Annotated in this window: 22 protein-coding genes; 5 read left to right on the top strand and 17 right to left on the bottom strand. The window is 33.5% G+C overall.

Annotated features, from left to right (window positions below):
* Positions 1-222: 222 nt before the first annotated feature.
* From P6733_RS03270 to P6733_RS03200, 15 genes are all read right to left on the bottom strand, one after another.
* Positions 223-780: a hypothetical protein gene (locus P6733_RS03270; protein ID WP_306350173.1), complete on the bottom strand. Its 558-nt coding sequence runs from the start codon at positions 778-780 to the stop codon at positions 223-225.
* A 118-nt stretch (positions 781-898) separates the two neighbouring features.
* Positions 899-1,357 carry a hypothetical protein gene (locus P6733_RS03265; protein ID WP_306350172.1) on the bottom strand — a complete coding sequence of 153 codons (459 nt, stop codon included), beginning with the start codon at positions 1,355-1,357 and terminating at the stop codon, positions 899-901.
* Positions 1,358-1,469: 112 nt separating this feature from the next.
* On the bottom strand, positions 1,470-2,312 hold the full coding sequence (locus P6733_RS03260; protein ID WP_306350171.1) for a polysaccharide deacetylase family protein: 843 nt from the start codon (positions 2,310-2,312) through the stop codon (positions 1,470-1,472).
* Between the two features lies 1 nt (position 2,313).
* On the bottom strand, positions 2,314-2,613 hold the full coding sequence (locus P6733_RS03255; protein WP_306350170.1) for a hypothetical protein: 300 nt from the start codon (positions 2,611-2,613) through the stop codon (positions 2,314-2,316).
* Positions 2,614-2,790: 177 nt separating this feature from the next.
* On the bottom strand, positions 2,791-3,345 hold the full coding sequence (locus P6733_RS03250; RefSeq protein ID WP_306350169.1) for a DUF1543 domain-containing protein: 555 nt from the start codon (positions 3,343-3,345) through the stop codon (positions 2,791-2,793).
* 94 nt (positions 3,346-3,439) lie between these two features.
* Complete coding sequence (gene acs, locus P6733_RS03245) at positions 3,440-5,347, bottom strand: acetate--CoA ligase (protein WP_306350168.1); 1,908 nt, start codon at positions 5,345-5,347, stop codon at positions 3,440-3,442.
* A gap of 107 nt (positions 5,348-5,454) precedes the next feature.
* Positions 5,455-7,377 (bottom strand): AMP-binding protein, encoded by a 1,923-nt coding sequence (locus P6733_RS03240; protein ID WP_306350167.1) that lies wholly within the window; start codon positions 7,375-7,377, stop codon positions 5,455-5,457.
* Positions 7,378-7,407: 30 nt separating this feature from the next.
* Positions 7,408-7,770, bottom strand: a complete 363-nt coding sequence (locus tag P6733_RS03235) for a response regulator transcription factor (protein ID WP_306350166.1) — start codon at positions 7,768-7,770, stop codon at positions 7,408-7,410.
* Between the two features lie 4 nt (positions 7,771-7,774).
* Positions 7,775-10,471 (bottom strand): ATP-binding protein, encoded by a 2,697-nt coding sequence (locus P6733_RS03230; protein WP_306350165.1) that lies wholly within the window; start codon positions 10,469-10,471, stop codon positions 7,775-7,777.
* Complete coding sequence (locus P6733_RS03225) at positions 10,464-10,658, bottom strand: hypothetical protein (protein ID WP_306350164.1); 195 nt, start codon at positions 10,656-10,658, stop codon at positions 10,464-10,466. The genes P6733_RS03230 and P6733_RS03225 overlap by 8 nt, the downstream gene beginning before the upstream one ends.
* A 69-nt stretch (positions 10,659-10,727) precedes the next feature.
* Positions 10,728-10,955, bottom strand: a complete 228-nt coding sequence (locus P6733_RS03220; RefSeq protein ID WP_306350163.1) for a DUF6814 family protein — start codon at positions 10,953-10,955, stop codon at positions 10,728-10,730.
* An 11-nt stretch (positions 10,956-10,966) separates the two neighbouring features.
* On the bottom strand, positions 10,967-12,502 hold the full coding sequence (locus tag P6733_RS03215; RefSeq protein ID WP_306350162.1) for an MFS transporter: 1,536 nt from the start codon (positions 12,500-12,502) through the stop codon (positions 10,967-10,969).
* Between the two features lie 18 nt (positions 12,503-12,520).
* Positions 12,521-13,729 carry a hypothetical protein gene (locus P6733_RS03210; RefSeq protein WP_306350161.1) on the bottom strand — a complete coding sequence of 403 codons (1,209 nt, stop codon included), beginning with the start codon at positions 13,727-13,729 and terminating at the stop codon, positions 12,521-12,523.
* Between the two features lie 104 nt (positions 13,730-13,833).
* Positions 13,834-14,253, bottom strand: coding sequence for an IS1/IS1595 family N-terminal zinc-binding domain-containing protein (locus tag P6733_RS03205; protein ID WP_306350160.1), 420 nt, complete (start codon positions 14,251-14,253; stop codon positions 13,834-13,836).
* A gap of 259 nt (positions 14,254-14,512) precedes the next feature.
* The gene (locus tag P6733_RS03200; RefSeq protein ID WP_306350159.1) at positions 14,513-16,489 is read right to left on the bottom strand and encodes an alpha-ketoacid dehydrogenase subunit alpha/beta; all 1,977 of its coding nucleotides are present in this window, start codon (positions 16,487-16,489) and stop codon (positions 14,513-14,515) included.
* 185 nt (positions 16,490-16,674) lie between these two features.
* On the opposite strand from P6733_RS03200, the gene P6733_RS03195 reads away from it, so the two are divergent.
* The 3 genes from P6733_RS03195 to P6733_RS03185 all read left to right on the top strand — a co-directional run bounded on the left by P6733_RS03195 (position 16,675) and on the right by P6733_RS03185 (position 18,966).
* Positions 16,675-17,625 carry an isopenicillin N synthase family dioxygenase gene (locus P6733_RS03195; protein WP_306350158.1) on the top strand — a complete coding sequence of 317 codons (951 nt, stop codon included), beginning with the start codon at positions 16,675-16,677 and terminating at the stop codon, positions 17,623-17,625.
* A gap of 87 nt (positions 17,626-17,712) precedes the next feature.
* The gene (locus P6733_RS03190; protein WP_306350157.1) at positions 17,713-18,063 is read left to right on the top strand and encodes a translation initiation factor; all 351 of its coding nucleotides are present in this window, start codon (positions 17,713-17,715) and stop codon (positions 18,061-18,063) included.
* Between the two features lie 33 nt (positions 18,064-18,096).
* The gene (locus P6733_RS03185) at positions 18,097-18,966 is read left to right on the top strand and encodes a nucleoside phosphorylase (RefSeq protein ID WP_306350156.1); all 870 of its coding nucleotides are present in this window, start codon (positions 18,097-18,099) and stop codon (positions 18,964-18,966) included.
* Between the two features lie 4 nt (positions 18,967-18,970).
* Here the strand turns inward: P6733_RS03185 and P6733_RS03180 are convergent, their stop codons facing one another.
* Complete coding sequence (locus P6733_RS03180) at positions 18,971-19,798, bottom strand: AraC family transcriptional regulator (protein WP_306350155.1); 828 nt, start codon at positions 19,796-19,798, stop codon at positions 18,971-18,973.
* A gap of 158 nt (positions 19,799-19,956) precedes the next feature.
* On the opposite strand from P6733_RS03180, the gene P6733_RS03175 reads away from it, so the two are divergent.
* The gene (locus P6733_RS03175; protein WP_306350154.1) at positions 19,957-21,450 is read left to right on the top strand and encodes a succinate CoA transferase; all 1,494 of its coding nucleotides are present in this window, start codon (positions 19,957-19,959) and stop codon (positions 21,448-21,450) included.
* Positions 21,451-21,555: 105 nt separating this feature from the next.
* Here the strand turns inward: P6733_RS03175 and P6733_RS03170 are convergent, their stop codons facing one another.
* Positions 21,556-21,993, bottom strand: a complete 438-nt coding sequence (locus P6733_RS03170) for a RidA family protein (RefSeq protein ID WP_306350153.1) — start codon at positions 21,991-21,993, stop codon at positions 21,556-21,558.
* Positions 21,994-22,386: 393 nt separating this feature from the next.
* On the opposite strand from P6733_RS03170, the gene P6733_RS03165 reads away from it, so the two are divergent.
* A complete protein-coding gene (locus P6733_RS03165) occupies positions 22,387-23,427 on the top strand; it encodes an IS110 family RNA-guided transposase (protein WP_306350152.1) in 1,041 nt (346 codons plus the stop codon).
* Positions 23,428-23,454 lie beyond the last annotated feature (27 nt).

Genomic DNA, 23,454 nt, shown 5'->3' with positions numbered 1-23,454 from the left:
CTATTTTTTATTTTAAAAATTTATCCTTGATGAACCAAATGATAACGAAAATAGACCTTTTTACATCTGTAAAAGGCATAAAAAAAGGAAGACTTTCATTGTAAAAGCCTTCCAATTAAACAATTATCAATTCATCATGTAGTAATAAGACTATTATTTTCTAATATTGTTACATCGTATATATTAATTTAACTAAAAATAGATTTACAAAACTCTATTTGTTTACAGTTTTGCATTCAGATTTGTAGCAAAAGTCATTACTTCTTCTATTGTGGCATCTGGTGGTCCTTCAACTCCTACGTGCAATCTCCCTTTCGTCATGTATACAAAAGAATATGCCTTTGTTAATGGGGAATAAAATGCGATTGCTTTACCTCCCGCAAAATCATATTGTTTTTGAGTGGTTCTCTTTTCTTCAGCTTTAGCTTCTGGCATATTATCTTCTACAGCAAGGTGAGCAACATAATTTAATACGTATTTATTAGCTCCTTTTTTACCAGCGCAGTCTGTGATGAATACTTTAAAATCTTCATGCTCTTTTGTAGAATATACTGCAAATACCATTTTGCCTACAAAATTGGTTAGAATGATGTTTCCTCGTTTGGTTTCACCAAGCGTCTTAGGCAGAAACTTTTTCATATCGTTATCTTGCAGTGGTTTTAATACTTTGAGTTCTTCTACCTTTTTGGTTATCGCTGTTTCCTCTTTTTCAGTATTGGATTTGCAAGCAACCATACTTAGCACTATCAAAGCAATGAGAACAGAATAAGTTCTTTTCATAAAATTTATTTTCACTACAATATTAATCATAAACTTTGTACTTTCATTCAAGCTTATTTATTGCAATTCTTGTAAAAAAGGCTTTCATAATGAAAGCCTTTTTTATATCGTTATTTTTTTAATCTACTTCTTTTGTCTCAATATATTCACCTTTCTCATCAAATATCAAGTCAAATGATTTTCCTTCCACTGTTACACCAACCTGATAGCTAATCATATTGGCTTCGTCGGCAACTTTTACAACTTCCACAATTTTGTTTGTGTAATTATTTTCTTTTAAATACTTTAAAATGGGCTTTGATAACTTGGAAGGTTTCATTGCTACCTCAATCGTTATTAAATCTCCTCGGCGGTCATATACAGCTAAATTTTTAGCTCCATTCTTCTTGAACTCTGCTTCATATCTAATTTCGGTATCATCCATTCCTCGATAATCAGATTTCCATACAGGTATGATATTCGGAAACTCTTTTTGAAATGCTTTATCAACTTCCATAGGTGGAACTACTGTTTCTTTGGTTTGTCCCATCATGAACATACTAAACAACAAAGAACTGAATAAAATTATTTTTCTCATTTCCCTTAAATTTAAGTTTATAATAAAAATGTCTTCTCTATTCTAAAATTACAAATAAATTTAATCGAATTTAAATTCCATTCTCTATTTATTTTAACATTAAGAATCTATTTTATTTCTTAGATCGCAAGGGGAAATCTTCCAATTTTGCAAAATGATAACCTTCGTTTCGTAGTAATGGAATTATATCTTGCATTGCTTCAAAAGTATTCCATTTGGGGTGATTAAAATGCATGATTACAATAGCGCCAGGAGTGACATTTTTAACCACATTATCAACAATATTTTTTTTATTGACATAAGGCACTGCATCACCCGAAAGCACATCAAAACTAATCATAGTAATTCCAAGTTGCTTCACCAATTTTGCACATGCTTCATCTGTATATGCAGTGGCTGAACGATAAAATAAAGGCCTCCTATTCGTAATTTCTTTAATCTTTCTAGCATTTCCTTCCACTTCATCAAAGGCATCTGAACTATCCTTAGTGCCATGAATACCATATTCACTTTCTCCATCAACAGAACATGGTTTATGATTTAACCCATGGTTTTCAATTTCAAACAAAGGATCTTTTGAAAGATTTAAAAAAGTCAGATAATTTGCATCAATCCACTTTCCCGTTACAAATAATGTCGCAGGGATTTTCTCTTTGCGCAAATAATCAATTAATTCAGCATCATATTCATCCGCATTTTTACCACCACAAGCATCAAAAGTAAATGCAATGATCTTTTGTTGGGTAACAAGATCTTCATCAACTCCTTTTACAAACTCTCCCCAGTGTCCTGGGATTGCATGGGTAAATTCTTTTGTTATTTTTTCTTTTAATGTTAAGTAATCAGTGTCAGAATGTAACTTTTCTAAAAAAACAGTATTAGAATAATGATTATTCTGGTCAAAAACAGGTGTCAATATTACACTTAGAATAAGTATGAAATAAAGTCTACACATACTATTTAATAAAATTAAAAGATACCAATGAAATAATAATCAAAATTCCCAACAGAGCAATAACAAATAATACATCGGCAATCATCTCTAATTTCCTCTCACGATCTAAATTGTTTGTTTTTATCGCAAAAAAGGAAAAAAGACAGGAAAAAATCAAGAGTATGGCTATTATAGAAGTAAATTCATCAATGTTGCCTGTTTCCGTTTTATTATTGATTTTAAGTGATGTAATTACAAAAAGACAAAATCCAAGAAGATTAGCTGCCGTATTTAGTATATGTTGAGATGTTTTATTTGCCATGATTTAAACTATTTATTCTTCAGAATCAATTTACTATTCATGTTTTATTTTTTTTGCGGATTGAATCTTCTTATCCGCTTAATAAATATACAACACTTCTGTTTCACTTGAAAAATTTATACTTTTATTTAAGATTTTTATAAGTATAAAAAAAGCCACTTAATGTGTGGTTTTTTATTAAATTGTACTGAGTTCAAAATAACCTAAATGTATTGTATCTTCCGGTAAATCTCCCACAAATTCTATCGTAATATCATAGGCATCTTTTATCTTTTTTGGAAGAATATCTAGTATTTCAAACGTATCATCTACATCTACTCCATATTTATCATCCACATGGGAAGGAGCTTCTGCAAAACCTACGTGTTTATAGAATGCTGTATCTTCAGCTTGATGAATAGCATCGGCTAGATCATTTGCTACTACCAACATTTTATAATGAAATTCATCAAATTCATCTGGCTTATATCCACCTAGATTCATAAAGAATAATCTTTTTGATGTTGTAATGGTATTTTCTTTTTTAACGATACTGATTCTGTACCCATTTACCTCTGTCACTTCACGCCAAGCATCCAGATGTAACTTCCCTGAATTTGGCCAAAAAGCCGCAATTTCTTCTTTTAAATCTGTTAATGAATTAGCAACTGAAAAGAAAACATCATGTTGCTCAGTATGACGTCCCTCTGGCTTGCAGCCTAACATCATCATAAATAATTTTGGTGATTCCATATCTATTTTATTATCATTATAATATCATTATTGTTATAAAACAAAGAAGCCATCTTTACAGATAGCTTCTTTTATACTTTAAACGGTTTCAAAATTACAGTCTTCCGTTTTTAATTTCCTCTACAGTTTCAGGATTTAATAACGTTGAGGTATCTCCGAAATTAGAGAAATCTCCTTCTGCTATTTTACGTAATATTCTACGCATAATTTTCCCTGAACGTGTTTTTGGTAAACCCGAAACAAATTGGATTTTATCTAGTTTTGCAATTGGTCCAATATGGCTGGAAATAAACTGATTGATCTCATTTGTTAAGTTATCGCGATCTCGTGTTTCACCAAACTCTTTCAGCGTGATAAATCCATATAATGCACTTCCTTTGATATCATGAGGGAAGCCAACAATTGCAGATTCTGCTACGGCTGGATGCTCATTGATAGCATCTTCTATTGGTGCTGTACCTAAGTTGTGTCCCGAAACAATCACTACATCGTCTACTCTACCTGTAATTCTATAATATCCAACCTCATCTCTCAATGCTCCATCTCCGGTAAAATATTTCCCGGGGAAGGCTGTAAAATAAGTTTCAACGTAACGTTGATGATCTCCCCAAATGGTTCTGGCAATACCTGGCCATGGAAATTTAATACATAAACTTCCTACCACTTGATTTCCTTCAATCTCATTGCGTTTCTCATCCATTAATACTGGTTGTACTCCTGGTAATGGTAACGTTGCATAGGTAGGCTTTGTAGGCGTTACAAAAGGTATTGGCGAAATCATAATTCCTCCAGTTTCTGTTTGCCACCAAGTATCTGCAATTGGTGATTTTTTCTTCCCAACGTGGTCATTGTACCAATGCCAAGCTTCTTCATTAATCGGCTCTCCTACTGAAGCTAACACTTTAATAGAGGATAAATCGTATTGATCTACCCATTGTGAGTTTTCTTTGGCTAAGGCACGAATTGCAGTTGGTGCAGTATAAAATTGAGTTACTTTATGTTTATCAATCACATTCCAAAAACGCCCAAAATCTGGATAGGATGGAATTCCTTCAAATATAATAGTAGTTGCTCCATTCAATAATGGTCCGTATAAAATATAGCTATGTCCTGTAATCCAACCTATATCGGCTGTACACCAGTACACATCATTCTCTTCGTATTGGAATATATTTTTAAATGTATAGGCTGAGTACACCATATATCCCGCAGTAGTATGCATCATTCCTTTTGGTTTTCCCGTAGAACCTGATGTATATAGAATAAATAATGGGTCTTCTGCATCCATTATTTCTGCTACGTTATTGTTTAATGCCTGATCTAAAAGTGGCTGTAACCATTGGTCACGCCCTTCTTTCATGTTAATATCAGAGTTAATACGGTTTACCACCAATACTTTTTCTACTGTATCACATTTTTCTAAAGCTTCATCAATAATCCCCTTTAAATCAATTGTCTTATTTCCTCTGTATCCACCATCTGATGTAATAACCATTTTACAACCTGAATCATTAATTCTTGTTGCTACAGCTGAGGCTGAAAAACCTGCAAAAACGACAGAATGGATTGCTCCAATTCGAGCGCATGCTAATACAGCATAAGCTAATTCTGGAATCATAGGTAGATAAATACAAACGCGGTCTCCTTTTTTAATTCCTTGTTCTCTTAGAACGTTTGCCATTTTTGAAACATGCTCATACAATTGATTGTATGTAATATGTTGTGCAGCTTCATTAATGTCATTAGGCTCAAAAATAATAGCCGTTTTTTCTCCTCTTTTTGCTAAATGTCGGTCAATACAGTTCTTAGTAATATTTACTTTAGCATTTACAAACCATTGTACTTGCGCTTCAGCCATATTAAATTCTACAACTTTATCCCATTTCTGGTACCATGTAAAATTTTCCTCTGCTATTTTACCCCAAAATTTACGAGGTTCTCTAACCGATTTATTGTAGTGCTTAAAATACTGTTCTAAATTATTAACTTTATAATAACTCATTGTCTTCTTTTTTAGTAATTCCTAATTCATTAAATGTTTTATTTTTTCTAGCAAAAAAATAAGTTTGATCTTATCGGTAAGATGTGACTAACACCAATATTTTTATTCTATTCTTCTTTTTTAAAAAAGCCTATTTCTTGTTTTTGTAAAGCTATAATGATTTCATCAATAATAGATTCGTCATCGATGGTAGAAGGTATTTGATACACTTCACCATCCACTATACTTCGCAATAATTTTCTAAGTATTTTCCCTGAACGTGTTTTCGGTAATCGATTCACAATCACCACGTTTTTCAAAGCTGTTACTGCTCCAATTTGCTGGCGTATTAATTGTACTACTTCATATTCAAGTTGAAAATGCTCTATCATTTCACCCGATTTTATGACTACAAATGCCAAAGGTATCTGCCCTTTCAAATCGTCTTGAATTCCTATTACAGCGCATTCAGCAACAGCAGAATGTGAGGCTACAACTTCTTCCATTTCAGCTGTAGATAATCGATGTCCGGCTACATTGATCACATCGTCTACACGGCCAGTGATGTAAATATAATCATCATTGTCTTTATATCCCCCATCACCTGACAAATAATATCCGGGGAATTTATCTAAATACCCCGTTTTAAAACGTTTGGTATCATTCCATAATCCCAATAGCGTTCCTGGCGGCAAAGGTAATTGAACAACAACTAATCCTTCTTCATTTGCTGTTAATTCTTCCCCCTTTTCATTAAATATTTTTATGTTATAACCACAAACAGCTTTAGCGGAAGAACCAGGTTTTATGGGTAATTCTTCCAATCCTCTCATATTACAGATCATAGGCCATCCCGATTCTGTTTGCCACCAATGATCAATTACTGGAATAGGTATATGTTTTTGATACCATTCTAGGGTAGCTACATCACATCGTTCTCCTGCTAGAAATTGGTGCTTCAATTGTGATAAATCATATTTTTTAATAAACTCCCCGTTTGGATCTTCTTTCTTTATCGCTCGAATAGCGGTAGGAGCCGTAAACATAGTTTGTACTTTATGTTGGGCTATTATTCTCCAAAAAGTACTCGCATCAGGTGTCTTAATTGGCTTTCCTTCAAATATTATTGAGGTATTGCGGTTGATTAATGGTCCATATAAAATGTAACTGTGTCCCACAGCCCAGCCCATATCTGATGCAGCCCAGAAAACTTCTCCTTCTTGAACATCATAAATGTATTGCATTGAAAATTTAAGTGCAACAGCATAACCTCCTGTATCTCTTATAATTCCCTTTGGTTTTCCTGTTGTTCCAGAAGTATATAAAATATACAACGGATGTGTAGAATTCAAAGCAACACAAGGCACTTCTTCTGAACCAGAAACGAGTCTTAAATAGTCAACATCATACGACTGAAAAGGTATTTTTGCCCCTAATTTTCGATTGAAGATAATCACTTTCTCTGGTTTATGTTCTGCTAATCCTATCGCTTCATCTACCAATGGTTTGTAAGCAATTAACTTTTCTACTTCAATTCCTGAAGAAGCTGTAATAATTACTTTTGGTTTACAATCATCAATACGGATGGCTAATTCATTGGGTGCAAAACCTCCAAAAACAACCGAATGTGTAACGCCAATTCGAGCACAGGCCAACATCGCAAAAGCAGTTTGCGGAATCATAGGCATGTAAATAATAGCCGTATCTCCCTTTTGCATTCCTAATGACACCAATCCACCGGCTAATTTTGCTACTTCTGTTTTTACCTCATAATAGGTATATTCTTTTATGGTTTGGGTTACTGGAGAGTCATAAATAAAAGCGATTTGATCACCATAGCCATCCTGAATATGTTTATCAATTGCCAGATAACAGATATTTAATTCTCCGTCTTTATACCATATGGGATAATCTTGATCATCTTTTGATAAAATTGTTACTGGCTTCGTATACCAATCAATACTATCCATCTGGTCTTTCCAAAATTCACTGGGATTTTGGATACTTTGATTATAAAAATCAGAATAATTGGTTGGTTTTTTCATGCTCATACTCTTTTATTTAATCCTAAAACGCTCTACTTAAGAGGTTAGTTGCTCTACATTTTCAACTAATTTTTTAACGGAAAATGGCTTTGTAACGTAGAGATCAGCTCCTAGGCTGAGCCCTTTTTCAATGTCACTTTCTTTACTTTTCGCTGTTAAAAAAATGATTTTACAGTTTTTCAACTTCTCTTCCTTCTTAATCTGTTCCAATGTTGCATAACCATCCAAATGGGGCATCATAATATCTAGAATAATTAAATCTGGAAGCTCTACTTTTAGTAAGTCTAAAGCTTCTTGTCCATCTCGGGCAATGAATACCTGATAATTATTTTTCTTGAATGTATATTCAAGGGACATTACGATATTCGGTTCATCGTCAACTATTAATATTTTTTTCATGTTTTTATTTTTCATCAAGAGTATTATACTTTGGTAATGTAAAAGTAAATTTTGCGCCGCCATTATTTAAATTTTCTGACCAAATTTTTCCTCTATGATGCTCAATTATTTGTTTACATATTGCTAATCCTAGTCCACTGCCGATAGGCTTTGTGATATTCTGTGTTCTTGATTGATAAAACTTATCAAAAATAGCATCAAAATCTTCTTCTTTAATCCCATTCCCATTGTCTTGTACTGCTATTTCTATTTGCGTTGTTGTTTCCTGAATCAAAATAGTAATTGCCCCTTCTGTTGCTGAGCAAAATTTTATAGCATTTGAAAGTAAATTATACAGAACTTGCTTAATTCGATCTTCATCATAGAATGCATTTACACTATTTTTCTCCGAAATAACATCAACCCTTATCCCTTTATTTTCAATCAATTGCTTTAATGCATTTAATGTTTCAGATATTGTAAAATAGATATTATTCTTTGCTATATATATCTTCTGTCTCCCGGATTCAAATTTCTCTAAATCTAAAATTTTTGTAATCAATCGATTCAATCGATCTGATTCGGAAATGATATTCTGAAGAAACTTTTTTCGAATTTCATCTGGGATTTCATCATCATCATACAATACTTCTGAAGCTGCCCGGATTGCTGTAATTGGCGTACGGAGTTCATGTGAAATTGTATCTAAAAATTCATCTTTTTGTTTGTCTTTACTAATCAATTCCTCATTTGCTCGCTGCAGTTGTACGGTAATTGTATGCAGTTCCTCAGAGGTTTCTGTGAGTCTTTTATTGGTAACAATGTTCTCTTTTGATTCTTCCAAAATCTTCAATACTTCGGGTAAGGAAACCTTCTCTTCTTTTACCACACTAGAAATCAGAATTTTTGCAGATGCTGTACCAATATGGCCTGTTAATAAATTCTCCGCATATTTTATCAATCGAGAATCGGCCATTCGGTTATCATCGGCTATGCCGTACTTTAAATTAAAATGATCGATTGCCTGAATGGTTTTTTCTTTCCCTAAAAATCGGAATAAAACTTGCTGTATATCATTAATATAAGCCACTCCTTTCCAAACAAAGGCATTTTCATGCATTGTGATGTATTTTTCTATATCAACAAACATCTCTGCATAGTTACGCTCTCGATAATCTCCTTTGAAACTTACTGAAACCGTAAGATACGTAAAAAGATTAAAAAGTAAACTCCAGAAAAATGCATGTGGAATAGTATCTAGATAATCTAATCCAAATAGTTGATGTGGTTTTAATAACGCTATCTGAAATAAACCTTCTTGCACAAATGAACTGTCACTTCCTAAAGCATACGGAATCAATAAAGTGTAACAGTAAAAAAATAATCCTACTAATATTCCTGCAATGGATGCGGCTGATGATCCTCTTTTCCAGAATAAAGCACCAAAAAATGAAGGAGCTAGCTGCGCTATAATAACAAAGGAAACTAATCCAATAGAGAACAAAGAGAATTCTAACACAAATAGTCGGTATATCACATAGGATAGAATAATCAATGAGAAAATACTAATTTTCCGAATAATTACAATACGTTGAATATTTTTCTTCTGTTTTTCATGTTGTAATGAACCTAACAATCCGTAGGGAATCAATAAGTTATTACTCAACATAATAGATAAGGCTATTGAAGAAACGACTATCATGGATATTGCTGCTGAAAAACCACCTAAAAAAACCATTAATGTCATGATTGAATTATCGAAATACTGTGGTATCAGCAAGGAATAAGTATCTGAATTTAAACTTTGTCCTTGAAAAAGAATATTTCCTCCCCAAGCTATTGGGTAAACAAAAATATTGAACAATAATAGATACAATGGAAATAACCAAATGGCTTTTTTCAAATGGCTTTCTCTGTTATTCTCTACTATTGTGGTATGAAATTGTCGTGGCAAAAGGAATATAGCAAAAAGAGAAAGAAAGCATAAAAACATCCAATTGATCGCTTGTGGTATTCCTCCAATAGTATTGTGTTCCTTAAAATTAGGCAACAAGGATGCTTTGGCATAAATATCATCAAATCCATCAAAAACAAAATAAGTAACATAAACTCCTACAATTAGAAAGAAAACTAATTTTAAGGTAGATTCTAAGGCTACAGCGGTAACTATTCCTTTTCTTTTCTCTGATGCATCAACATAACGCGTTCCATAATAGGAAGCAAATAATGCCAATGTTATCGCTACATAAGTAGCGGTATCATGTAAAATATTCGGCATTTCTTCTGTTTTGGTTACCACATGGAAACTTTCGGAAATTGCTTTCAACTGCAAGGCTATATAAGGCAAAACACCCATGATACACAGTATGGTCACCACAGCTCCTAAGGCTCTATTATTGCCATAACGCAGAGAGATAAAATCGGCAATACTAGAAATCTTATTGACTCTTGAAATACGGATGATTTTCCTCATGATTACAATCCATGCTGGCACAATCATTATCGGTCCAACATAAATTGTTAAGTAATCTAATCCGCTATCGGCTGCTACACCTACACTTCCGTAATACGTCCATGCTGTACAGTATACTGCTAATGAAAGCGTATAGATATAAGGGCTATTCGTCCATTTATGATTGGCTCTTTTCTCTGCCCAATGGGCCGTAAAAAAGAGTACTGCCAAATAGAGTAATAATATCAATAATACTGTTATACTACTCATAATACTTCTTAATAATTAAATACGACGCTAAAACGGATATCAACCACAAACTGAAGATATAGATGTAAATTACTGGAAATCCTAAAAAACTATGGGCACCATCAAACAGTAATAGAATAGGCATATTCATTCCAATAATCAGAATCAATGTAATAATAACCAGCTTTTGTTCGTGTCGTCTTTTCATTCTTTTATTTTAAATTGAAATTGAAACCTCAAAAGTGTATTGAGGTTTCAATTTCATTTTCCATCTTATTTATTCTTTTTCAGAATCATATTCTCCTAGTAAGGAATAGTAACCAAAGGTTCCTAATCCTAAAACGATTAGAGGGGTTAATACAAATAGAATAATAATTCCAAAAACTAGATCTTCTTGTTTACCTGTTGCAAATTTTGGAAGTCCAAAAATGAAAATACAGAAATAAGCAGCTGCAACAGCTAATGCGATCCAAACGAGTCCTAATATTTTTTTGATTGCATTCATAGTATTTGAATTTATTCGTTTATTTTTTTATTTTTTCGATCCAGATAAATCATCCCAATTACAAAACTCACTGAGGTAATTATAATGGGATACCAGAGCCCCTCTAAATAAAACTCGGGATTACCTACATCTTTCGCCGTTGTAACAAAATAGGTAGAAATCGCAGGCAACAAACCTCCAAAAATCCCATTTCCTACATGATAAGGTAATGACATAGAAGTATATCGTATTTTCAATGGGAACATTTCTACTAAAAATGCGGCTATTGGACCATATACCATTGTTACAAATAGGACTTGGATGAATACCAGAAAGACCAAAGTCCATTTGTCACTCGAATTAATTAGTAAAGTAGTTTTTGTATCAGACTTAACATGTCCATCTACCATTACCGCTTTTCCTTCCTTTAAATGTACTGTTTTTATCTGTTGATACTGAGTACCATCGGCAAATTCTTTTGTTGTCGTATAGATGGAATCCATCAATTGCTCCTTATTTTCTTTAATGGAAGGAATCACTTTTGTTTTCGCTACAAGTTCTGTTTTATGTTCCACATTGGTGGTTTCATACATTTTTTTATAAATCGGTCGATAGAGCAATATTGCTAATAGCATCCCTCCCATCATGATTGTTTTCCGACCAATTTTATCACTCAGCCATCCAAAAAACACAAAAAATGGTGTTCCTAACAAGAGCGCAATTCCCAGTAAACCATCAACCTGTGATGAATCTACCGACATTACAGTTTTCATAAAACTCATGGCATAAAATTGTCCGGTATACCAAACTACCCCTTGTCCCATTGTAGCTCCAAATAATGCTAGAAGTACAAATTTCAAATTATATCGATTCCCAAAACTTTCTTTCAAAGGATTAGAACTGGTTTTACCTTCTGCTTTGGCTTTGGCAAAAACAGGTGATTCTTTCATGTTTTTACGAATCAGATAGGAAACAAATACCATTACAATTGAAATCCAGAAAGGTACTCTCCATCCCCAAGTATCAAATGCTTCAGCAGAAAGTGTACTTTTTGTAGCCAAAATAACAACTAGAGATACAAATAATCCAACGGTTGCTGTTGTTTGAATCCATGAAGTCCAATATCCGCGTTGTCCTATCGGAGCATGTTCAGCAACATAGGTTGCAGCTCCTCCATATTCTCCTCCAAGTGCTAATCCTTGCAATAGACGAAGGATTAAAACTAGTACTGGCGCCATATAGCCTATCGAGTCATAACTGGGTACACATCCAATTAAAAAAGTTGCGCCACCCATTAAGAGTAGTGTGACCATAAAAGTATATTTCCGACCAATCATATCACCTAGTCTTCCAAAAAAGATTGCTCCAAATGGTCTGACTACAAACCCCGCTGCAAATGTGGCTAAGGTTGATAAAAAAGCTGCTGTGGGATTATCTGATGGGAAAAATTTAGTTGAAATGACTACTGCCAAACTTCCAAAAATATAGAAGTCATACCATTCAATCAATGTTCCTGCGGATGATGCGGAGATTACACTCCAGATTCCTTTTGTTGATTTATTACTCATACATAAAATTTTAAAAAATTATAGATATACCATTGCTTGTAAAGTCACTGTGCCTGTTTTATTATCTCCGAATTTCTCGTGCTTATATTCCAATGTGAGCTTAGAATTATGCCCACTGAAATAGACATTACCACCAATACCGAAAATATTGCGATTGTCTTCTACAGCATCATAGCTATTCGATGCATACGATAAATAAGGTTGGATTTTTGTTGTTTTTTGTGTGGGTAAAACATAACCGGCATGTCCATAAATCATACTACCAGTACCATAAACATTGTAGAGGTAATTTTTCCCATAATTATTATTCTGGTAGGTTAAATAGGCCGTTATTGCTCCTTTATTTTCTCCTAATGGTGCATCATAAAATGCATCTACAGCAAAAATAGAAACGTCATCTCCTTTTAACTCAGTTCCATCTAATATGGCACTCCCCTTAGGATGTAAGAAGAATCCGGCACCAATATTGAATACCTTTTTGGTTCCTAGATAGGTTCCTACTTTGTAGGGAATAAAGTTTGACTCAATATCGAAAATATTGTATTCAAAATAACCTCCATACGTTTTTCCTGCGTCTTTTGAACCTCTTAATCTTCGACCGCCATATACCGCATAATCTGTTGAAGCTTCTCGTAAATCCAAACCATTGGTAACCGCCTCATTGACGGATATGCGGTATTGGAATTTATCAAAAGCTCCTTTGGCATAAAAGCCAATATGTCGTGCAAATTGATCGGACAGTCCTAATGTTGCCCATGATTGTCTATTATTATCAATCGTTAAGAAATTGAGAGTACTGGCGTTATTTAGGCGAGAGATACCATTCCAATAATGCAATCCAGAACCTAATGCATGATTTTTATTCAAATTGTATTGTACCCAAACATCATGAAAAAATAATTGAGCACTTTCTCCTTTACCCGTTGGAGACATATTATTTGCATCCAGAGAATTTAATCCAAAATGAGTCAAGATTAAAAACTTGTCATTAATCTGAGCATATGTCAGAATTCTTGCCCTTCTTAAACTCATGGAAGTTGCTGAGGTATTGTCTGGTACATTGTCATTATACTGACCCCAAGCTTGTGCCCAAGCAATGACACGCATATACTTTTTTCCCTCTGGATCCAGATTAAATTTCATTCCACTACCATAGTCTGGCGAACCTTGCGAAAAGCTTTTTAGGCAAACTATTAGTAGCAATGCTACTATAGATATTTTTTTCATAATTCATTTAAAATTTGGTTAGCAATACAGTTCTTTCGTATTGCCAAATTCCAAAATTCATTGAATTGAAAAAAAAATGATATATATTTATGTAAAGTGTATAGTTAATCCTTAAATCGTTCCCATTTTATTAGCATAAACTTATCCCCCAACTCTGTAATAATCATTCCCGCACCCGAAAGTTGATCTTTATTTCTTAGGTGTTCTACCAATTCCAGATGGTTATAAATCTTATAGGTTGGATGATAGTCTTTATGGGATGGTTTTTTGATTTTGTATTCTTTCACCCAATTACTTACTGTTACGTGTGAGACACCTATAATACGCTCTATTTCACGAAAACTCAATCCTTCCAAATATAATTGAAGTGCTTTTGTTACATAATAATCATCTATCTTTTTACCTAATTTATTTACTGTAAAAAAATAGCGGCATTTTTTACATAAATGCCTTTGTTTTCCTTTGATCACACCACTTTTAACAATCGTGCTACTTTGGCATTTTGGACAGCTTAATATTTCCATATATATAAAATTTGCATAAATATACTTAATTAGCAATTATACAAAATATGTTTTGTTTAATGAATTCGTGCCAAAAATATAGATATAATAAATTTTTACCAAAAAAATTGAACAAAATATAGGTGTTTCAGCGTTTTCTTTATGTTAAAGTTTCGTTTATCATGTATAAAACATAAAATAAGTATAGTTTTGAGTGAAAACAAAAAAAATAGCCAACCATAATTTTATGGTTGGCTATTTTAAAATTTTATATGCTTAACTAGTATTCGATCAATTCTTTTAATGCGATTTCAAATCTATTTTTTGGTAAATATTGGTCTTCCAAATTTTTCGTAAATGGTATTGGTGTTTCCATACTTGCTACACGTTTTACTGGAGCATCAAGGTATTCGAAACATTCCTCCATAATCATAGCTGATAAGTCACTTGCAATACCTCCAAACATAGAATCTTCTTGTAGGATAATAACTTTACCTGTTTTCTTAACGGATTTATATATTGCTTCAGTATCCAAAGGCTGTAACGAACGTAAATCCAGCATATCAGCTGAAATTGATTCATTTTTACCCAAAGTATCTAACGCCCAATGTACAGCTGCACCAAAAGCAATTATTGTAATATCTTTACCTTCTTTCAGTAAAGCTGCTTTTCCTATTGGTAGTGTATAATATTCTTTTGGTACATCTTGGTATACACTTCTATATAATTGTTTGTGTTCGAAGAACATCACTGGATTAGGATCATTGATCGCTGCTGCTAGTAATCCTTTCGCATCATAAGGGAATGCTGGATATACTACTTTTAAACCTGGCGTTTTAGTAAACCAAGCTTCATTGGTTTGTGAATGGAAAGGCCCCGCTTGCACCCCAGCTCCACAAGGCATTCTTACCACTACATCTGCATTTTCTTGCCATCTGTAGTGTACCTTTGCTAAATAGTTTACAATAGGATTAAAACCTGTCGAAACGAAATCGGCAAACTGCATCTCGATTACTGATTTATATCCATTAATAGACAATCCCATCCCTGCCGATACAATTGCAGATTCACATATTGGTGTATTGCGTACTCTATCTTTTCCAAACTCAGCCACAAAACCATCTGTAATTTTAAAGGCTCCTCCATATTCAGCAATATCTTGTCCCATGATAATTAAATTCTCATGGCGTTCCATGGATTGCTTCAATCCTTGAGAGATTGCATCAATCATACGGATATTTGCTTTTTCATCAGATGGGGCAACTTCTTGAGCTACATAAGGCTTGTATACATCGTTTAACTCTTCACTTTCTGAAGCTTCAATAATGGATTCATTGAACGCCATTTGCAAATGATCATCAATTTCTTTCTTAATATCTGCACGAAGTTCTTCATCGTATTCCGTCGTTAATACTCCACCTTCAACTAAATATTTTCTATAGTTTTCAATTGGATCTTTGACAGCCCACATATCCATTAATTCCTGTGGTACATATTTTGTTCCACTTGCTTCTTCATGACCACGCATACGGAATGTTTTGAATTCCAATAATACTGGTCTTGGATTAGTACGCATTGAAGCAACTAAATCTGAAACTTGTGTATATATTTCTAATATATTATTACCATCTATAATATGTGACTCCATTCCATATCCAATTCCTTTATCTGCTAGATTCTCACAACGGTATTGTTCATTGGTTGGTGTAGAAAGTCCATATCCATTATTCTCTATAATAAAGAGCACCGGTAAATCCCAGACTGCTGCTATATTCAATGCTTCATGAAAATCTCCTTCGCTGGTTGCCCCTTCGCCCGTAAAAACAGCTGTTACTTTACCGTTTTTTTTCAATTTATTAGCTAATGCAATACCATCGGCTACTCCTAATTGAGGGCCAAGATGCGAAATCATTCCGATAATTTTAAACTCTTGTGTTCCAAAATGGAATGAACGGTCACGTCCTTTTGTAAATCCATTCGCCTTTCCTTGCCATTGTGAAAACAATCGGTATAAAGGAATTTCTCTAGCCGTAAAAACACCCAAATTACGGTGCATCGGAAGAATGTATTCATCTTTATCAAGGATAGCGGTGATTCCTACGGAAATAGCTTCTTGACCTATCCCTGAAAACCATTTGGAAACTTTACCTTGACGTAACAGAATGAGCATTTTCTCTTCTATCAATCTCGGTTTTATTAGTTTTTTGTATAAATCTAATAATTGCTCATTAGACAAATTCTTTTTATCGAAATTCATGATTTATAAAATAAATGAGGGTTTTAAAAACATCTTCAAATGTATAAAAAAATAACAGTACAGCTATGAATTGTTATATTTTTTTGAATTGTTAATAACTTTCAATATTCAAATCATAAATTATTCTATACATTTGTATTTACAAGGCTTAACAGCTAAAAAGTTATTAACAAAAAATAAATAGTATGCAAAATATTCCTAGCGTTGATTTAAGGGAATTTCTTTCAGATGACCCAAAATTGAAACAAAAGTTTGTAAATGAAATTGGTAAAGCATATGAGGATATTGGTTTTGTCGCTCTAAAAGGTCACTTTTTAGATGATAAACTAGTGGATGATTTGTATGGTGAAGTAAAGAACTTCTTTAGCCTACCGGTTGAAACGAAATACAGCTATGAAATTCCAGGAATTGGAGGACAACGCGGTTATGTTTCTTTTGGAAAAGAACATGCAAAAGGCAAAAAAGAAGGTGATTTAAAGGAATTTTGGCATTTTGGTCAATATGTAGAAAACAATGATGAATTACTAGCAGAATATCCTGAAAATGTTGAAGTTAAGGAATTACCTAAATTCAATACTGTAGGAAAAGAGGCGTACCAAATGCTTGAAAAAACAGGTGTTTATGTACTAAGAGCCTTATCTTTATATTTAGGTTTAGATGAGTTTTATTTTGATAATTATATCAAAAACGGAAACAGTATCTTAAGACCTATTCACTACCCACCTATTTTAGAAGAACCTAAAAACGCAGTACGTGCAGCAGCTCATGGTGATATTAACTTAATTACCTTATTAATGGGTGCTCAAGGTCGTGGATTACAAGTTCAAAATCATGATGGTGAATGGATTGATGCTATTGCTCAACCAGATGAATTAGTAATCAATGTAGGTGATATGTTATCCCGTCATACGAATAACAAATTAAAATCTACCATCCACCAAGTTGTTAATCCACCAAGAGAATTATGGGGAACTTCTCGTTATTCTATTCCATTTTTCATGCATCCTGTAAGCGAAATGCCACTTAACTGTTTGGAAAATTGTATCGATGAGAACAATCCTAAAAAATTCGAAGATATTACTGCTGGCGATTTCTTATACGAACGTTTAGTAGATTTAGGATTAATCAAAAAATAATTTATATTTTTATAGATTCGTAAAAAGGCATTGAGTTTTTACTTAATGCCTTTTTTAATTTTTATAGAAAACCTTAATTGCAGAGCAATGGCTAAAAAGACTAATAGTTTAGAAGATTTGGGTGGATTTGTCTTTTCTACCAATGAAAATTTTGAATTTGATACAGATTCTGAAAGCATTGAAACCTTAACACCAAACAAGCAACGTTTGGAAGCCCATTTGGATAAAAAAAACAGGGCTGGTAAGGTTGCAACTGTTATTAAAGGATTCCAAGGAACAGAAGATGATTTGAAAGTTTTAGGGAAATTATTGAAAACCAAATGTGGTGTTGGTGGTGCTGTAAAGGATAATGAAATTATTATTCAAGGGAACTTCCGAGACAAAGTAATGCAAATTTTACAGGCAGAAGGATACAATGTAAAACGAGTAGGTTCATAATAGTATAAAGTATAATTATTGAAATAAAATATAATGGAAATAAAATCATCTGAATTGATATTGAATCCTGATGGAAGTGTATATCATTTAAATTTAAAACCAGAGCATATTGCCAAAGACATCATTTTTGTTGGGGATCAAAATAGAGTGGAAAAAATCACTCAATTTTTTGATTCTATCGAGTATTCTACACAAAAAAGAGAATTTAAAACACAAACTGGACTATACAAAGGCAAACGTATTACTGTAATGTCTACCGGGATTGGTCCTGATAATATTGATATTGTCGTTAATGAATTAGATGCATTAGTGAATATTGATTTTGAAACCAGAACTGTAAAAAAAGAATTAACTTCATTAAATATTGTTCGTATTGGTACTTCTGGGTCTTTGCAAAAGGATATTCCAGTAGATAGTTTTGTAATGTCACAATATGGTTTAGGTCTGGACAATATGTTACGTTCGTATCTTATTGATGGAATCGTTGAAAAAGATATCGAAGATGCTTTTATTACGCATACAAACTGGGATTTACGTAAAGGAAGACCTTATGTAATTACAGCAAGTGACGCCTTAATTCAAAAACTAGATAGTCCAAAAATGCACAAAGGATTCACTGCTACAGCGGGTGGTTTCTATGGCCCACAAGGACGTGTTTTGCGTTTAGCAATACAAGATCCTTCATTAAATACAACAATGGATAATTTTAACCATAATGGAACTACTGTAACCAATTTAGAAATGGAAACAGCAGCTATTTATGGTTTATCAAAATTATTAGGTCATCAAGCTTTATCATTGAATGCTATTATTGCAAACAGAGCAACGGGTACGTTTAGTAATGATCCATACAAAGCAGTTGATGAACTGATTGCTTACACTTTAGAAAAGTTAGTGGATTAATCCACTAGCTTTTTTTCAATACCCCTTCAGTCTTCAGATATTCTGAAGGTCTTTGTCCCATCAATCTATAAAAGGTATTACTAAAGGATGGGATACTATTATATCCTACCATTAGCGCCACTTCACTAACTGGTGTTCTATGTTCCAATAATAATTCTATGGCTTTCAATATTCTTTGAATTGTGAGATATTGTATAAAAGACATGTCTAAATCCTTTTGAAAGAGTCGTGATAAAGAGCGCTCACTAAAACCAAAGTGTTTTGCAATTTTTGAAAAGGCAATATCTTCATGCAAATATTTCCCCACATATTCAACTACTTTTTTTAATCTTTCATCTTGTGGAAATGGCAATGCTAAAGGCAATTCCATAGGTCCAATTTCCAACAATAATGCTTTAAAAGCCAATGCAATTGTATAATGTTGCTTGTCTTTTTTCATAATATTACCCTTCCAACGATTGGTAAACAAAATCATTTGTAGTAACAAATCATTCACAGGATATATTCCTTCTTGCTTGTAAAAATCTGCATCACTTTTATCTACAGGAAAATATAGATTTCGCATGATCACATTTGTTGAGCTAGGGTGTATACTATGAGCAACATTAGCTGGAATCCAGATAAAATGTCTTGCAGGCAAAAAGTAAGTTTTGGTTTGCGTTTTCACATACACTACTCCACCCTCAGTATATAAAAACTGTGCTTTATCATGAGAATGTGTTGGAATCAATAATTCTCCCATTAAGTCATGGTGACAATAGATACTTTGTGGTTCTTTGTCTACTTGGGTTAAATAATACTTCTCAGCATTCTTGTTTACGTCACTATCCATGTCCTAAATAGATAAATATTTGGCTTATTGCAATATCATGACCCTGATACATTTTTGTAAAATTGTCAATAATAATTACGAATGTTATATTTTGATTATGAATATATTAAATAATAGATAAATATCTCGATTCTAATTTAATAAAAATTAAAAAAATCATGTATTTAAACCGAATAAAATTTTCAGCATTCAAAGATAAAATTATTACTGCACATGAAGCTGCAAAACTTTTAAAAGATAGAATGGTTGTGGGTGCCAGTGGTTTTACAAAAGCAGGTGATAGCAAAGCAGTACTTCCCGCTTTCGCAAAAGTTGCTCAGGAAGAGAAAATTGGAATCACTTTAATTACGGGAGCTTCATTAGGTCATACCACAGATGCTGATTTAGCACATAGCAAGGCATTATATAGACGTATGCCTTTCCAAGCCGATTCTGTCTTAAGGTCTAGTATTAATAATGGCGAACTCCTTTATATTGATCAACACCTCAGTGAAACAGCTGAATTATTACACAATAAGCACCTTCCTGAAATTGACTTTGCTATTATTGAAGTTGCATCCATAGAAGAAGATGGTAGTATTATACCCACTACATCGGTTGGGAATTCGGCTACTTTCGCTGCTTTAGCCAAAAACATCATCCTTGAGATTAACACTTCTATTCCCGAGAATTTCAAGGGATTACATGATATTTATATTCCAAAAGAATATCCTCACAAGGAACCTATTCTTATTACCAATCCTGCAAGTCGTATTGGTAATACTGTAATTGAAATTGACATTACCAAAGTGCGCGGAATTGTTTTCACGGATACCTCAGACAGTCCTGCTCAAATTGCAGAGCCAGATCTTAAAACTATTGCTATTGCCGACCATTTACTTCATTTTTTTGAAAATGAAATTAAAATTGGTCGTCTTACTCCTTCTCTACTACCACTACAAGCAGGAATTGGTAAAGTTGCCAATGCTGTATTATCAGGCTTTTCCAAAGGAAATTTCAAGAATTTAACCATGTATTCTGAAGTATTACAGGATAGTACTTTTGAACTTTTTGATGCAGGAAAAATGGATTTTGCTTCAGCTTCATCTATCACGGTTTCTGAAAAATGTTATAAACATATACTTGAGAATTTCGAACAATATAGAGATAAGATGGTTTTGCGTCCACAAAATATCAGTAATTCTGCCGAAGTAATTCGTAGATTAGGAATTATTGCGATTAATACAGCGATTGAATTTGATATTTACGGGAATGTAAACTCCACACACATTGGTGGTACCAAAATGATGAATGGTATTGGTGGCTCTGGTGATTTTGCTCGTAATGCCTATTTGAGCATTTTTGTAACCCAATCGGCTTCCAAAGACAACAACGCTATCTCTCATGTATTACCAATGGTTTCTCATGTAGATCATACTGAACATGATGTGGATATATTGGTTACAGAACAAGGTCTAGCCGACTTACGTGGTTTAGCACCACGTGAACGCGCTAAAGTTATTATAGAAAATTGTGTGCATCCCGATTATAAAGAGGCTTTACAAAATTATTATACAGAAGCCTGCGTTATGGGTGGACATACTCCTCATAATCTAGAGAAAGCTTTTTCATGGCATACACGCCTAGCCAAACAAGGGACAATGAAAGAATAATCATATACCTGTAAAAATCCCCCTATTTCCCTTCCCTTTTTTAATGTTCAATTGAACATTGAATAAGGGAAGTTTTCCATTACTGCAAAAGGCCTTGTTTGTAATTTATTTTGGTAAATGAGCAACTAATTCGACTTCTAATTTGGCATCGGACATATATAATCTTTGAATTTGAATCCAGGTAGCTGCTGGAAAATCCATTTTATAAAATTTCTTTCTCACATAATTGAGTTTTTTCATTTCCTCAATATCTGTTGTGTATAAATTTTCTTTTACAACGTTTTCAAACGTTGCTCCAAAACTTGCTAATGAAGCCTTTAAATCATTATAAACGGAAGTAATCCCTTCCGGGGTAATGTTATTAGTTACTGCCCCAGAAATGTAAAGAACATTGTCAATTTTTATAACCTGAGTATAACCTGCGATTGTGTCTTGCTTCAAGGTATTATTATTCCAATGCCATTTTTCTTTTTTAATTGTTTCCTCTTGTGAATATGAAAAGGAAAAAGATAGGATAAATGATAATAGAAAAATGTATTTCATAATATTCTGTTTATTGGTAATGTTTGTAAAAAAAATCAGCTAACTCTCAAATACGTGCAGCTGAATTTTGGGTATTCCTGATTAAAGCTTCAAATTTAATAAATTGAAAAATAGCTTTCTCCATTTATTTCTATAAAGATTGATAATAAAAAGCGACGTTCTTTTGCTTCTCCTATGTTTGTATAATATAATTTAAGTGAAGGAGGGAGAGAGCAGATTTTGCTTTAAATAGCCTTATGGTATATTCAAGAAAAGAGACTGCCTCCTCTTCTTTTACCTTTCAGAATCTGAACAGAATGTAAGGAATACACCCTCTATTGGAGGTCGTATATCCAGTATATCCACTCAGGAGAAAAGATGAAGAAAGGTTATCACTTACCTAAACCAAATAAGATGAAGGTATTATTAAAACAGACAGTCGGAATTGATGTTGCTCAAAAGGAATTAGTTGTGTCCCTTGCTCGAATGGACGAGCAAATCAGTGTTGAAGTTTATGCTTACAAAGTATTTCCCAATACTAAAAAAGGGTTTTCCAGTCTTGTGTCATGGGTTAATAAGCAAACATCAACCACAACGGAAGTACGGTATGTAATGGAAGCAACAGGAGTTTACCATGAATCTTTAGCTTATTATCTATGTAGTGTTCAAAAACAAATCAGTATCGTTTTACCAAACAAGATTAGTAATTATGTGAGAACACTTGATATAAAAACGATTACTGATAAAAGTGCTTCACAAGCCATTGCAAGATTTGGATTGGAAAGGCAATTGGAAGTTTGGCAACCTCCTCTAAAAATATTCAATGATTTGAGACAACTTTGCCGGGAACGTGATCAGTTGGTACAGGAACGTACCATGCTAAAAAATCAGTTGCATGCTGAACGTACTTCTGCAAAATCAAGTGAAAAGTCAGTTAAACGAACAAACAAAAGAATAGCCCTTATTGATGCGCAGGAAAAGGAGATACGAGAAGAAATTTCTAAACTTACCAAAGCAGACGAAGTACTAATGGAAAAGATGAAAATGATATCTTCTATACCCGGAATCGGAAATTTGACCGCTGTAACTATTATCGCTGAAACCAGTGGTTTTGAACTGATAAAGAATAAAAGACAACTGGTCAGTTATGCTGGATTGGATGTTAGGGAAAAGACATCTGGAACTTCTGTGAAATCCAAGCCCCGAATATCCAAGCGCGGAAATCGGAATTTAAGGAAAGTCATGCACTTTCCGGCACTGGCTGCAATTAGAACCGATGAAAGGTTCAGAGATATCTTTTCAAGATTAGTTTCACGGCATGGAATTAAAATGAAAGCTATTGTTGCCATCCAAAGGAAATTACTAGAATTGACTTTTATCCTCTGGAAAAACAATTCTTACTATAATCCAGAACACGAGGATCAGATCATTCCTTTCCTGGAATTGGGAGTATAAAGAAAGGGGAAGTTTTAAGTCAACTCC

The sequence above is a fragment of the Flavobacterium aerium genome, assembly GCF_030766725.1.
Classification (GTDB): domain Bacteria; phylum Bacteroidota; class Bacteroidia; order Flavobacteriales; family Flavobacteriaceae; genus Flavobacterium; species Flavobacterium aerium.
The sequence above is the reverse complement of the archived record's forward strand: the minus strand, read 5'-3'. Positions and strand labels throughout refer to the sequence as shown.

What these genes read in the sequence shown, in the direction of transcription:
- P6733_RS03255 (WP_306350170.1), bottom strand. Translation starts at nt 2,613, where the DNA reads ATGGCAAATAAAACATCTCAACATATACTAAATACGGCAGCTAATCTT.
- P6733_RS03235 (WP_306350166.1), bottom strand. Translation starts at nt 7,770, where the DNA reads ATGAAAAAAATATTAATAGTTGACGATGAACCGAATATCGTAATGTCC.
- P6733_RS03210 (WP_306350161.1), bottom strand. Translation starts at nt 13,729, where the DNA reads ATGAAAAAAATATCTATAGTAGCATTGCTACTAATAGTTTGCCTAAAA.
- P6733_RS03220 (WP_306350163.1), bottom strand. Translation starts at nt 10,955, where the DNA reads ATGAATGCAATCAAAAAAATATTAGGACTCGTTTGGATCGCATTAGCT.
- P6733_RS03175 (WP_306350154.1), top strand. Translation starts at nt 19,957, where the DNA reads ATGTATTTAAACCGAATAAAATTTTCAGCATTCAAAGATAAAATTATT.
- P6733_RS03195 (WP_306350158.1), top strand. Translation starts at nt 16,675, where the DNA reads ATGCAAAATATTCCTAGCGTTGATTTAAGGGAATTTCTTTCAGATGAC.
- P6733_RS03225 (WP_306350164.1), bottom strand. Translation starts at nt 10,658, where the DNA reads ATGAAAAGACGACACGAACAAAAGCTGGTTATTATTACATTGATTCTG.
- P6733_RS03215 (WP_306350162.1), bottom strand. Translation starts at nt 12,502, where the DNA reads ATGAGTAATAAATCAACAAAAGGAATCTGGAGTGTAATCTCCGCATCA.
- P6733_RS03265 (WP_306350172.1), bottom strand. Translation starts at nt 1,357, where the DNA reads ATGAGAAAAATAATTTTATTCAGTTCTTTGTTGTTTAGTATGTTCATG.
- P6733_RS03185 (WP_306350156.1), top strand. Translation starts at nt 18,097, where the DNA reads ATGGAAATAAAATCATCTGAATTGATATTGAATCCTGATGGAAGTGTA.
- P6733_RS03260 (WP_306350171.1), bottom strand. Translation starts at nt 2,312, where the DNA reads ATGTGTAGACTTTATTTCATACTTATTCTAAGTGTAATATTGACACCT.
- P6733_RS03190 (WP_306350157.1), top strand. Translation starts at nt 17,713, where the DNA reads ATGGCTAAAAAGACTAATAGTTTAGAAGATTTGGGTGGATTTGTCTTT.
- P6733_RS03240 (WP_306350167.1), bottom strand. Translation starts at nt 7,377, where the DNA reads ATGAGCATGAAAAAACCAACCAATTATTCTGATTTTTATAATCAAAGT.
- acs (WP_306350168.1), bottom strand. Translation starts at nt 5,347, where the DNA reads ATGAGTTATTATAAAGTTAATAATTTAGAACAGTATTTTAAGCACTAC.
- P6733_RS03165 (WP_306350152.1), top strand. Translation starts at nt 22,387, where the DNA reads ATGAAGGTATTATTAAAACAGACAGTCGGAATTGATGTTGCTCAAAAG.
- P6733_RS03250 (WP_306350169.1), bottom strand. Translation starts at nt 3,345, where the DNA reads ATGGAATCACCAAAATTATTTATGATGATGTTAGGCTGCAAGCCAGAG.
- P6733_RS03270 (WP_306350173.1), bottom strand. Translation starts at nt 780, where the DNA reads ATGAAAAGAACTTATTCTGTTCTCATTGCTTTGATAGTGCTAAGTATG.
- P6733_RS03170 (WP_306350153.1), bottom strand. Translation starts at nt 21,993, where the DNA reads ATGAAATACATTTTTCTATTATCATTTATCCTATCTTTTTCCTTTTCA.
- P6733_RS03180 (WP_306350155.1), bottom strand. Translation starts at nt 19,798, where the DNA reads ATGGATAGTGACGTAAACAAGAATGCTGAGAAGTATTATTTAACCCAA.
- P6733_RS03205 (WP_306350160.1), bottom strand. Translation starts at nt 14,253, where the DNA reads ATGGAAATATTAAGCTGTCCAAAATGCCAAAGTAGCACGATTGTTAAA.
- P6733_RS03230 (WP_306350165.1), bottom strand. Translation starts at nt 10,471, where the DNA reads ATGAGTAGTATAACAGTATTATTGATATTATTACTCTATTTGGCAGTA.
- P6733_RS03200 (WP_306350159.1), bottom strand. Translation starts at nt 16,489, where the DNA reads ATGAATTTCGATAAAAAGAATTTGTCTAATGAGCAATTATTAGATTTA.